This is a genomic window from Arthrobacter crystallopoietes (genome assembly GCF_017603825.1).
Classification (GTDB): Bacteria; Actinomycetota; Actinomycetes; order Actinomycetales; family Micrococcaceae; genus Crystallibacter; species Crystallibacter crystallopoietes_B.
Map to the genome: position 1 here is coordinate 854,734 of NZ_CP072014.1, position 12,577 is coordinate 867,310.

Consider the following 12,577-nt stretch of genomic DNA (forward strand, 5'->3'; position numbering starts at 1 on the left):
ATGAACCTTTGGCCTAGTTTTCCTCGGACTGTAGGAAGAGAGGCAATTCGGTCTCCAGAAAGGAAATAAGCCCCCCGCCGATCTGGAGGGCAAGACGGTCATTGCCGTTCTTTAAGTCGTATCCGGTGAGTTCTTCAATCCTCGCGAGCCGGTAATAAAGAGTGGTCCGATGGATATTAAGGCGCTGTGATGCTCTGGAGATGTCGCCGCTTTCCTCTAGGAAGACCGATACTGTTTTCAGCAAAACCGCGCCCGAACCCGTTGCAGCCAATTCACTGACTGGTGCCGGTATGACCTGGGCCGGGTCATTTAAAGCCGTGCGTAGGAGAATCCCCTGAAAAGTGCAATCGGGCCATGACAAGCAGCGTTTATTCCCGGCAAAGGCCGCGTAGGCGGCAAGCACCGCTTGCGTAAGCAACTCCTCGGCTTCGGTAACCGGACCCCAACTGCTGAGGCCGACAGACAGCCGGTCGTGTTCCAGCCTGGCCAAGGAATTGACGAGCGGGAATCCGGCTTTGTCCGGGGAACGGCGGTGTTGGTCCCTGACGATGGTCAGGGCAATCCGCCCCCGTGCCACTGATGTCGTCCTGATGATCCTGCGGTCATGTATCGACCTGGCTATCAGTTCATTGAGGATTTGCGCTTGGTAGACCCGATCTTTCTCCGGTTCCTGGTGGGCATAGGCCACGACGACCGCGATGGTCGTTTGCGGGTCGATCAGTTGGCCCTGCCAAGAATCCCTTAGCTCATGCCTGCGATCGGGCAGGGAAAGGATCTTCAGGAAAGTGGCCCAGACGACGGCTTCCTGCTGTGCCGTTCTGTCCGGCTCCTGGCTCAGGATGTGTGCAAATTCGGAAAGAGATGCGGCAACTATTCTGTCTTCGGCTTCCGTGGCCTCACCGATCAGCCAGAGAAACCCGACCCATTCGCCGTTTTTCTGTACCGGATAGCATCGACGGACCGTAATTCCGAGGTCGTCGTTTGCGGGAATGCGGATGGGACCTTTGAGGTTCGCCGCATCCACGAAGCTGTACAGATACGCCGACGATTTATCGTCCAGGTGGCGGGATACGAGTACGTTCACGCGCAGGCCGTCCAGGTCCCCGAAATGACGGCTGCTGGTGACGTAGTGGCGATGGCGGTCATCAACGGCCACGGACCGGCCAAGCTTTTCAGCGAGCTGGTCGACAAACTGCTGTACAGCGTCGCGGTTTACAGTCATTCATATACTCCTGCAGCGTTGAACAACGGCCCTGACGAAGGGCAGGCACCGGGAGCGGTCTTCCCGCTTGGCCGTTGGACCCCCGCACTCGTCGACAATACTCTGCCCACTCCTGCCCTGGCAGGTCATTACTTCACACTGATCGTGCCGCGGACGTACTGCAGGTGCAAAGGAGTGCGTTGCCGAGCACTTCACCGTCGCGATCGATTTTCCCGATAGAGACAGAACACATCAGTCTGAAGCTGTCCTTAAGACGCGGGGACCAAAGACACAATCACGACCCGTGAAGCCGGGCCTTTCCCCGCGGAGTGGCATCTCGACGCTGCTTCCGTGGACGCGGCGACGCCTGTACCGGTCCCATCCCCTGGCGTCACCAGCCTGCCGGACACGGTACTGGTGGCACCTACGGCCCCCGTGCTGGAAGAATTCACTGAGGCTCCGGTGCCGGCCATATCCGGGACACCGGTCCTGGGTGCACTGCTGACTGCAGACCCGGGCGCATGGGCTCCTGACGCGGCCCTTAGCTACTTGTGGTATCGGGGAAACCAATGGGTTGGATCGGGCAATACCTATCGTGTCAAGGAAGGCGACGGGGGTTCGGCGCTAACCGTGCAGGTGACTGCCAGCAAAGCCGGGTATAAGAGAACGACGCGCATATCGGCACCGGCGCAGGTTCATCTCTTCGAAATGGCGCCCGCCGTTCCCGTCATCATCGGCAAGGCCCTCACCGGCAACACCTTATCGGCCGACCCGGGGACTTGGGTGCCTGCGGTCTACCAGTACTCCTACGAATGGTTCCGCAGCGGCAGCAAAGTCTCAGGGACCACCGGCTCGACCTATAAGCTCACAGCGGCAGACCTCGGCCACGCGATCACCGTTGGGGTGACGGGGTCCAGAGCCGGATACAAGACGACCACAAAAACGGCTTCGCAGACCGACCTCGTCGCCCGCGGCTCCTTCACACCCGCTAGACCCGTTATCGCCGGGGAGACAGTTGGCGGCACCTCATTGACCGCCCAGCCTGGGAACTGGGGCCTCTCGGCAGCGTCCTTTGCGTACCAGTGGTACCGGTCCGGATCACCCATCGCGGGCGCAGTACGGCAGTCGCACTATCTCGGGGACGCTGACCTCGGTAAAACACTGACGGTCAAAGTCACGGCCACGGCCTCCGGAGTCACGACGGCCACCAGCACGTCTGCGGCCACAGGCACGGTCGTACCGGGCACTTTCAAGACGCTAGAAGCCCCCGTCGTGTCCGGAGCCCCGTCCATGGCCGCCGGCGAGAAGCTGACCACGGAAATGCCCAACTGGAAGCCTCAATTTTTCGACCACAATTACCAGTGGAACCGCGACGGCACGCCCATCCCCGGAGCAACCCAGACGCAATACACCTTGGGTGCGAACGACCTGGGTACACACGAGTACTCGGTGACTGTCAACGGCTACCTGAGCGGCCTGGCCCCTGGGTCAGCTACCTCATTCCCGGTTGCTGTCGAGGTCTCCCCCGGCTCCTTCAACCCGGGCACCCCGGTTATCACCGGAACCCCGAAGGTCGGGTACGGGTTCACCGTTGCAACTCCCGGCTGGGGGCCCGCGCCCGTTTCGCTGAAATACCAGTGGTACCGGGACGGGCGAGCCGTCAGTGGAGCGACCGCCAAAGCCTACTCCCCGACGTCAAACGATCTTGGCTTCCACACCTACTCGGTGCGCGTAACCGGCACGAAATCGGGTTTCATTGGCCTGACCACGACATCAACACCGTTAACTGTCACGGTCACAAAGGGGACCCTAGGAACGGACGGTGTCATCTTTACCCCGACCGGGACCAAGAAGGCCGGGTATACTCTCACCGCCTCATACGGAAACTGGTTCTGGACAACCCCGTCCATGGTGAACCCCAACGAGTCCGCTGTCGTCCGATACCAGTGGTACCGGTCGGGAACGGCGATCAAGGGCGCCACGGGCAGGACATACCGCCTCACGGGTGCCGATGCCGGTAAGACAATCACGCTCCGCTATGCAGTCTCCCTGACGGGCTACAACACGTCCTACCGGCACTCTCGTGCAACAACGGCCATCGCCAAGGGCACCTTGAAGACCTCAACCCCGACGATCTCCGGCACGAAGAAGGTCGGCTACCGGCTCACGGCGAACCCGCGGACCTGGACGGCCGGCACGAAGTTCAAGTACCAGTGGTACCGCTCAGGAAAACCCATCAAGGGCGCCGTCTACCGCACCTACAAGCTGACATCGGCCGACCGGCACGACACGATGAAGGTCCGCGTCACCGGCTACCAGACCGGCTGGAACACCGCATCCAAGACGTCCTCCTCGACTGCGAAAGTTAAGTAGGACAGCAGCAGGTGGAGGGGGGTCGGGCGTTGTCCGCCGTTACCTTTCTTCATGCCTTCCGGTCAGTGCCACGGCTCGTCGTCGGGAGGCGTGTCGTGCGGTCCTCCCGACGGATCTCACGCCATAAGCCGTCGTAAATGTTCCACACCGCGTACGGATAGCCCTCGCGGTCCAGGCGTGCGTACTAAGGGAAATTCTGTGGGCCGCCACCGGAGCCTTGGGGGCGGGACACCGGGGTAGCGACCGGAGCGTTGTACTCCGGGTACGTCGAACAGTTCGCCGGTCCAACTCCGTGACAGCAACCCCTCAACACGATGCTTTCGGACCGCTCGATTTTCCGAAGCATTGGCAAGTCCGGCGCCCCGAATTGGGACTGCAAAGCCGATAACGGCGCATATGCCTGCTTAGTCCAGAATGACGTCTCTGAGGTTTACCGGCGCTTCGATGACATCGTACTTGACCATAAGTTGGTTGATCTTCTCAAGGGATTCCCTGTCGATTTCGGCTGAGTGTTCCTCGAGGAGCAGGTTACTTGCCAGTTCCGGGTCCATTTTCAGGAAAGAGGGCAATAGTGCCCGGACCTCGTCCTGATGGGTTTGGGCATAGTCGGAAACCTCGACCAGGGCCGCCTTGAAGTCTTCTACGAGCTCGGGATTATCGGCCGCCCATTTCCCGCTCGCGAATGCCACCAGTGTGGGCTGGCCCGGTATTGTCTCCTGGTAGTTGTAGGAAATAACATGATGGCCGGCTGCAATGGTTTGGCTTAGGAACGGCTGGGCCAGCCAGACTGCGTCGGCATTTCCCTTTTCCAACTGGGCGGGCGCGTCGGGAAAGGCGATTTCAGTGAATTTTACCGACTCGGGATCGGCTCCGGCCTTGGCCATCGCCTCCTTGATGGTAATGTCACCCTGCCCGGCAACCGTATTGACAGAGACCGTCTTGCCTTCGAGATCTTCGATTGTCTCGATGCCGGAATCCTTGAGTGCTACAACACCGGTGATGTCGTCTCCTTCGGCGAGGGAACGGGAGTAGCCGGAAATAATCTTCAGGTCCAGGCCCTTTGACTGCGCGAGCATGGTTGAGACGGGGTTGCCGATGGCGACGTTCATGGCGCCTGTTGAAACTGCCGGAAGCATGGAAGCCCCGCCCTGGCCGGACTGCATCTCGATTTCTATACCGTGTTTGGCAAACAGTCCCTTGTCGATACCCAGCTGCAGGGCGGCGGACGGCGCGATCGGGATGGCTCCGACCGTCACCTTTTGCAGGTTGTCGCCGTTGCCGGGCGATGATTCCGGGGAACCTGAGATGCTTCCTCCTCCGCATCCGGCCAGCAGGGCCATGGCTGCAGCTCCAGCCGCAAATGTTCCAAGCAGTTTTTTCACAACAACCTCATGATCTTGATGGTGACCTGATTCACATGTGTGCTCGACTGTAATAACCGCGGCACCAAACCCACCACCTTTTGGATGCAAATTCCTTCTCACGGAATACCGGGTCCCAGTTTACGGCCGATGATTCGCTACTCTTAGCGAAATTCCTCCAGCTCTAATTCCTTATGACGGAATCTACGTCTAAACCGTGGATTGCACGGGACCGGGTGACTAGGGTCACTTGGTGGGGATCCCAAGCACGTAGTGAGTGAGGAAACAGGTATGAATGTTCTGACAGAAATCCGCGCATCGCGGATGGGCCGGTTTCAGATTATGGCGGTGGCTATCGCCTTGGCACTGATCCTCATTGACGGCTTCGACGTTGCCGTCATGGCCTACGCAGCACCTGACCTTTCGCGTGAATGGGGCCTGGATCCGGTGACCTTGGGTTTCCTCCTGAGTGCAAGCCTCTTTGGCATGGCCGCAGGATCGATTCTCCTGACTCCATTGGCCGACCGGATCGGCCGCCGAAAACTGACCATCATCTCCATGGCCATTATCAGTGTTGGCATGGTGCTCTCTGTTATCAGCACAGGCCCTGCCCAGCTGATGACATACCGGGTTCTGACCGGCCTCGGTGTCGGGGGCATGATGGCGAACCTGAATGTCCTGGTTTCGGAATATGCCTCGGACAAGCGCCGTGGATCGATCATCGGCATCTACGCCGCCGGCTACCCGATCGGAGCGACCATCGGCGGATTCGTCGCCGGCCCGCTCATTCCCGCTTTCGGCTGGCAGTCCGCATTCCTGGTAGGCGCTGTCCTCAGCGTCATCATGTTCGCCGTGTCGTGGCTGTTCCTGCCGGAGTCCCTCGATTACCTGCTGGTACGCCGTCCGCCCGGAGCGTTGGAAAAAGCCAACCGGATTCTGGCCAGGATCGGCCGCCCGGCTCTGAGCTCTTTGCCCTTACTGCCCGAAGCCGAACACTCCCAGGGCGGGGCGGTCCGCGAGATCCTCACCAGCCCGGTCAAGCTGCGCACCCTGATGCTCTGGACCGGTTACGCCTGCCTCGTGGCCGCCTACTACTTCGCCAACACCTGGACGCCCAAGATCATGGCTGCCGCGTCCGGTGACGATTCACTCGGCGTCACCGTGGGCGTCATCGCCAACTTCGGCGGGATCCTCGGCTGCTTTATTTTCAGTGCGCTGGCCATCAGGTACCGCTCCAACCGGCTGCTGATGGCCACACTGGCCGGCGCCGCTGCCGCCTACATCATGTTCGGACTGATCTTCACCCAGGTTTCCGTCGCCGTTGTTGTTGCACTGTTCCTCGGAATCCTGACCACGGCAGGAATCGCAGGTTTCTATGCAGTGGCACCAGGCGTCTACACCGCGCGTGCCCGGGCAACCGGAATCGGCTGGATGATCGGTATCGGGCGCCTGGTATCCATCGTGGCACCTATCCTGGTGGGCTACCTGATCGCCGGCGGCTGGCAACCGGAAAACATCTTCTTCCTCTTCGCGATTCCGCTGGCCGCATCCGCGGTCTGCATCCTGGCCCTGGGGATCTCCCTGCGCCGGAACCCGACGCCGGGACTGCTGCAACCGGTTGCGGAGACTTCCTAGCCGGCCCGCACCAGTCGCTCCGCTCCGCCATCCCGCGCATCCCTCCCTGGTCTCCCCCACCGTTTCACCATGTAAGGAAACACCATGTCCGTCATCAAACAAGGTTCCCTGTTGCTGCCCGCACCCGCCAAAGACGAATGGTCTTCATATCAAATGGGCCGTTTCCTCCAGGGCGTAGAGCAAAAAACCGGCCGCAATTTTGCCGACTATGAAGAGGCGTGGCAGTGGTCGGTCGATAACCTGGAGCAGTTCTGGGCAGAGGTCTGGAACCACTTCGACATCATCTCCCACACTCCTTACACGCAGGTCCTGGCCGACGACACGATGCCGGGGGCAAAGTGGTTCCCCGGGGCGACCATCAACTACGCCGAGCACATCGTGCGGGCACTGAACCGCCGCAGCAACGACGTCATGGTCAAGTCGCGGAGCCAGACCAACGGCAGCGTCGACTGGACCGGCGGCCGGTTGCTGGAAGAAATCACACGGATCCAGCAGGGCCTGATCCGCAACGGCATTAAACGCGGAGACCGGGTGGCCGGATACCTGCCCAATATCCCGCAGACGCTGGCCGCCTATCTGGCGACAACAGCCATGGGAGCCATCTGGTGCTCCATTGCACCCGAAATGGGCCCCAAGAGCGTCCTGGACCGGATCAGCCAGCTCGAGCCGGCACTCCTCATCGCTATCGACGGCTACCGGTGGGGCAAAAGGGACCTGTCCCGGGAGGACGACCTGGCCAGGATCAGGGAGTTCCTGCCTGCAACCAAGACCGTCCTGCTGCCCTATCTGGATGAAAACGCAACTGCCCCCGCGGGGGCAGAACTCTATGCGGACTTTACCCGCGACCAGGCAGACATAGTCATCGAGCCGGTTCCGTTCGACCATCCGCTGACAGTGCTGTTCTCCTCCGGCACCACCGGCAAGCCAAAAGCGATTGTGCACTCCCACGGCGGGCTGCTGCTGGAGCATTTCAAAGCCATGGGCCTGCATTTCGGCATGAACGAGGCCGATACCGCGTTTTGGTTCACCACCACCGGCTGGATGGTGTGGACGCTCAGCGTTTCCACCCTCCTGGTCGGGGCCGCCATCGTGCTCGAAGACGGAGATCCCAACTGGCCGGGCCTGGACGGAGAATGGTCCCAGTGGTCCATCCTCGCCCAGACGGAGGCCACCTACCTGGGCACCGGAGCAGCCTACCTGGCCGCCTGCGCCCATGCAGGCCTGGAGCCCGGCAAGAAATGGGACCTCAGCAGGGTCAGAGAAATCCAATGCTCCGGCTCCCCGCTGGCGGCCGATGTGGCCGGCTGGGTCTATGAGGCGGTGAACCCTAATGTGCTGCTCGCACCGACCTCAGGTGGAACAGATATCTGCGCCGCCTTTATCGGTGCCAGCCCGCTGACGGCCGTCCATGCCGGTGAAATGTCATGCCGTCCCCTCGGAGTGTCCGTGGAGTCATGGGATCCCGAGGGACAGCCGATCAGGGGTGCAGCCGGAGAGCTCGTGGCCACCAAGCCCATGCCTTCCATGCCGGTCTTCTTCTGGGGGGACGAAAACTACGAGCGCTACCGGAACAGCTACTTCGGAGCTTACGAGGGCGTCTGGCGGCACGGCGACTGGCTCATCCACACTGAGCGCAACAGCTGGGTCATCACGGGACGCTCGGATGCCACTCTCAACAGAGGCGGGGTCAGGCTGGGCACCGCCGAGTTCTACGCGGTTCTCGACGGGCTGAAAGACGTCCAGGACAGCATGGTCCTGCACTTCGAAGACGGCGGCGGCATGGGCAAGCTGGTGCTGCTGGCCGAAGCAGCACCGGGAAGGGACGAACAGGAATTGGAAGCCCTCATCCGGAGCACACTGCGCAAGGAACTCTCGCCCCGCCACGTTCCGGACTATGTGGTGTTTGTACCCAGCATCCCCCGTAACCCAACCGGCAAACGGCTGGAGATTCCGCTCAAACGCCTCATTCAGGGGGCAGTCACGGGTGAAGTAATCGACCTGGGAATAGTTCTCCGGCCCGACGATGTCAACGACACCGTCCAGCGGGTTAACCGCGTACTTGAAGCTGCCGGATAAGCGCAGTCCACGCTTCTCCTCCCCAAACCTTCGGCGCCCCCTCCGGCCGCGCCTGCACGAGAACAGCAAAGGATTTCCTTCCGTGAACACAGGGCTGAACCTGGCCGACCTGGCCGCCGTCGATATGCACGTCCACATAGAAGCCGACGACCACGGCCACACCGATATGCCGGATGAGTTCCGGGAAGCAGCACAGAAACACTTCGGCGCCAGCCACGAACCGTGGAAGGTGGACGCCATAGCCGCCTACTACCGTGAGCGGAAGATGGCCGCCGTCATCTTCAGCGTCGACCACGAATCGGTCACCGGGCACCCGCCGATTCCCAACAGGGACATCGCCGCCCAGGCCGCACAACACCCCGACGTCCTGATTCCCTTCGCCAGCATCGACCCGGCGCGCGGGGAGGAAGGTCTCCGGGAGGCCCGGGTTCTAGTTGAAGAACACGGGGTAAAGGGGTTCAAATTCCATCCGAACCTGCAGGCGTTCCACCCCAACGACCCCATCGCCTACCCCTTGTATAAGGTCATCCAGGAACTTGGCGTCCCGGCACTTTTCCACACCGGGCAAAGCGGCATAGGATTGGGCATGCCCGGCTCGGGAGGCATCCGGCTGAAGTACTCCAACCCCTTGGTGCTCGACGACGTGGCGGTGGACTTCCCGGAGCTGAAAATCATCATGGCCCATCCGTCCTTCCCCTGGCAGGATGAAGCCCTCGCCGTAGCCGCACGGCATACCAACGTCTACATAGACCTCTCGGGCTGGTCGCCCAAGTACTTCCCGGCCAACCTCGTGCAGTACGCGAACACCCTGCTGCGGCGGAAGGTGCTTTTCGGATCCGATTTTCCGCTCCTGCCGCCGGACCGCTGGATCGCCGACTTCGAAAAGCTCGAGATCAAGCCCGAGGTCCGCCCCATGATCATGAAAGACAACGCCATCAGGCTGCTCCAGCTGGACGACGCCCCGGCCATGCCGTAACAACCAACTAACGGAACATCAGCCAACGCCCGGCGGCCTGCAGGACATTCCACATCTTGAAGAAGAACGATCCACAGCACATCGCCGGGATGACCGGTCCAGGAACAGGAACCAGAAGGAGCGAATCCATGTCACAGCGGGTTCTGATAACTGCCGGAGCAAACGGAATCGGCCTGGCCGTCGCCCGGGCCTTCGCGGCCAACGGCGCACGCGTCCACATCGCCGACATCAATGCCGACGCGGTCAAAGCGGTCACCGCCGAAAACCCGGACATCACCGGCACAGTAGGCGACGTCAGCGTACCCGGGGATGTCGAGGCCCTCTTCACCGACGTACAGGCCCGGCTCGGCGGCCTGGACGTACTGGTCAACAACGCCGGGATCGCCGGCCCCACCGCACCGGTCGAACAGTACGACGCGGGCGCCTTCGCCGCCGTCATCGGCGTCAACCTGCAGGGAACGTTCAACGTCACCCAGAAGGCCATCCCCCTCCTGAAGGAATCCGAAGCCGCCTCGGTGGTCACCATGTCTTCCCTGGCCGGGCGCTTCGGCTACCCGAACCGCATCGCCTACTCCACCACCAAATGGGGCCTGGTCGGCTTCGCCAAGACCCTGGCCATGGAACTGGGCCCGTTCGGCATCACCTCCAACACCATCCATCCCGGCGCCGTCGACGGCCCGCGGCTCATGAGCGTCTTCGAAGGCCGCGCCGCGGTCTCCGGACGCACCGTCCAAGAGGAAATCGACAGCGCGATGGCCAACCAGTCCATCAAGAAGTTCATCGACCCCAACGACATCGCCGCACTGATCCTGTTCCTCGCCGGCCCGCACGCCCGCACCATCTCTGGCCAAATGTTCCCCATCGACGCCGACTCCAAGGCAGCCGTCTGATGAGCTTCTTAGGACACGGCCGACCGAAGCCGGTCTTCGACAGCAGCGGCTGCGGCCCGCAACGCCTCAAGATAAGCGGGCATATCCTCCCGCCTGAACCGGATGCTGGGAGTAGCCGTGGTCAGGGCCGCAATAGGCTTGCCGGCCGCGTCGTTGATGCTCACTCCCAGCCCGACCACCCCTTGTTCCGTCTCTTCGAAGTTCGTGGCAAATTCCGCGCGTCGAATCCTGGTCATGTTCCGCTTCAACATGGCCAGCGAAGTGATTCTCCCCGTAGGCCAGGCCGGCAGCCCTCCCCGGTAAAGCTCCTCAAGCTCCGTATTGCTCAACTGCGCCAGCATCGCCTTACCTCCCGCCGAGACAAATGCGGGCATCTGGTCACCGACACGCATCCCAACCCGAAGCGCGGAGGTCGATTCAACCCCGTCAATAAACACAATGCTGCCACCGCGCAGCACCATCAGCTGCACCGTCTCACCGACCGCCTCGTGCAGCGCCATCAACGCACTGCGGGCATTTACGCGCAGCAAATGCACCGAGAACGACTCCGCCCCACGCTCGGACAAGGCCGGACCCGCGCGGTAGCGCCGCTCCCGGTCCTGTACGGAAAACCCCCGGAACGTGAGTGCCGAAAGCAAACGGTGCGCCGTCGATGGAGCCACGTTAAGATGCTCTGCCGCCGCCTTGACTGAAAGCGGCCCCGCGGAACGCATGAGAAGGATCAGCAGGAGAGCACGATCCACGGACTCTACGGGAGACGTCTCGACATTTCTCATGACGGAATCCTTGCACAACTGTTCCATCTGAGGGAATACGTCCGCGCTGTAACCGGCGCAGGCATTCCTGGCCATCGGTCAGGACCCCCCAACGCCGGTAACGGCGAATATGGCTTAGGGAGCCTTGGCTCGCGCCCATTGCATCCTTCCGGCCAGGCAGTTCCCCTCGCGGGAAGAACCCGGGGATCCGGGTTTGTCCCGTTCAGCGCAGGCTTTGTTGTTGCTGAAGCCGGAGGCGTCCGTTGGAAGCATCGGGGCGGCACCGCGTTTAGTAAGCCATGGGAATGATCTGCGCGATTGTCCCGTCCTCATTGAGTTTTGCGCCGTTGAATTTGAAGGTCCGCAGGACTATTCGCCGGTCCTCGATGGTCAGACCGCCTATGGCATCGAGCAGTTGCTGTTCGACGTCGAGCAGGTCCATCGGGTTGTTTAGCCACACCACGATGTGGATATTGTTGGTTCCGGTGACGCTGGTCATCACGCGCAGCGCCGGCACGCGGTCAAGTATGTCCGTTGACGGGAACCGGTCTGGCCGCATGGAGCCCCACAGTATGGCGCTATAGCTGCGACCTGATCCCCGGCGGGCGACATCACAGCGGACGCTTACGTATTTACCGCCGATGAGTCGGCTGACCCGACGTGCCGCCGCCAGTGCGGAGATTCCGGCGGTCGCGGCAAGTTCGCGCAGGCTCGTGCGGCCGTCGATCCCGAGGGCGCGCATCAGCGCACGGTTCGGGGCATCCATGACCGCAGGGGTTCCCTCGCCGGCTTTGCCGGCCTCCTGATGGAGTTGGGACAGACGGCGGATTTTCGATGCCGGCAGTGCCCGGAAATGCCACAGGCTGGCATCGATGATCTGGCTGGTGACCGTCCGGACGGCATAGTGCAGCACCCCGTCCAGGCTGCCGATGGTCGTGAGCAGGAAGCTGGAGAGGCTGCGCCCAGCCGCTGCGACGGTTAACAGAAGGTGGGCCGAGCCCGCGATGAACTGGATGGACATGAGCCGTTCGTCGGGGATGAGCGTCTCCGCCACCTCCTGGACACGGTCGTTCTGGCAGGTGAGTTCGACGAACGCCACATCCATCATCCGCAGGAGCTCGGGGCCGGGAGCGATCGAGACACGGGCCAGACCGGCTTCGACCAACCGCGCCCAGCGCCGCGCAAGGGTGGTGGGGTGGACACCCAGGACCCTGGAAAGATCCTCCCAGCTGGCACGCGGCGCCACCTGCAGCGCGCTGACCAACTCGAGGTCACGCTCAGTCAAGGAATGACTATCCTGCGTATTAGGG

The 12,577-nt window shown here is 61.7% G+C and carries 9 protein-coding genes; 5 read left to right on the forward strand and 4 right to left on the reverse strand.

Annotation, left to right across the window (positions count from 1 at the left end):
• Positions 1-13 precede the first annotated feature (13 nt).
• Positions 14-1,222 (reverse strand): PucR family transcriptional regulator, encoded by a 1,209-nt coding sequence (locus J5251_RS04000; RefSeq protein ID WP_208575276.1) that lies wholly within the window; start codon positions 1,220-1,222, stop codon positions 14-16.
• Positions 1,223-1,552: 330 nt separating this feature from the next.
• Between J5251_RS04000 and J5251_RS04005 the strand changes: the two genes are divergently transcribed.
• On the forward strand, positions 1,553-3,574 hold the full coding sequence (locus J5251_RS04005) for a hypothetical protein (protein WP_208575277.1): 2,022 nt from the start codon (positions 1,553-1,555) through the stop codon (positions 3,572-3,574).
• 404 nt (positions 3,575-3,978) lie between these two features.
• Here the strand turns inward: J5251_RS04005 and J5251_RS04010 are convergent, their stop codons facing one another.
• Positions 3,979-5,046, reverse strand: coding sequence for an ABC transporter substrate-binding protein (locus tag J5251_RS04010; protein ID WP_244250788.1), 1,068 nt, complete (start codon positions 5,044-5,046; stop codon positions 3,979-3,981).
• A gap of 180 nt (positions 5,047-5,226) precedes the next feature.
• On the opposite strand from J5251_RS04010, the gene J5251_RS04015 reads away from it, so the two are divergent.
• The 4 genes from J5251_RS04015 (at position 5,227) to J5251_RS04030 (ending at position 10,512) form a co-directional block, all read left to right on the forward strand.
• Complete coding sequence (locus tag J5251_RS04015) at positions 5,227-6,570, forward strand: MFS transporter (protein WP_208575278.1); 1,344 nt, start codon at positions 5,227-5,229, stop codon at positions 6,568-6,570.
• 84 nt (positions 6,571-6,654) lie between these two features.
• Positions 6,655-8,646 (forward strand): acetoacetate--CoA ligase, encoded by a 1,992-nt coding sequence (locus tag J5251_RS04020; protein WP_208575279.1) that lies wholly within the window; start codon positions 6,655-6,657, stop codon positions 8,644-8,646.
• Between the two features lie 82 nt (positions 8,647-8,728).
• Positions 8,729-9,622 (forward strand): amidohydrolase family protein, encoded by an 894-nt coding sequence (locus J5251_RS04025; RefSeq protein ID WP_432264412.1) that lies wholly within the window; start codon positions 8,729-8,731, stop codon positions 9,620-9,622.
• Between the two features lie 128 nt (positions 9,623-9,750).
• Entirely contained in the window at positions 9,751-10,512 is a 762-nt protein-coding gene (locus tag J5251_RS04030) for an SDR family oxidoreductase (protein WP_208575280.1), read from the forward strand.
• A gap of 8 nt (positions 10,513-10,520) precedes the next feature.
• Here J5251_RS04030 and J5251_RS04035 read toward each other — a convergent pair whose 3' ends face one another.
• On the reverse strand, positions 10,521-11,288 hold the full coding sequence (locus J5251_RS04035; RefSeq protein WP_208575281.1) for an IclR family transcriptional regulator: 768 nt from the start codon (positions 11,286-11,288) through the stop codon (positions 10,521-10,523).
• 268 nt (positions 11,289-11,556) lie between these two features.
• A complete protein-coding gene (locus J5251_RS04040) occupies positions 11,557-12,552 on the reverse strand; it encodes an Lrp/AsnC family transcriptional regulator (RefSeq protein WP_208575282.1) in 996 nt (331 codons plus the stop codon).
• Positions 12,553-12,577: the final 25 nt, after the last annotated feature.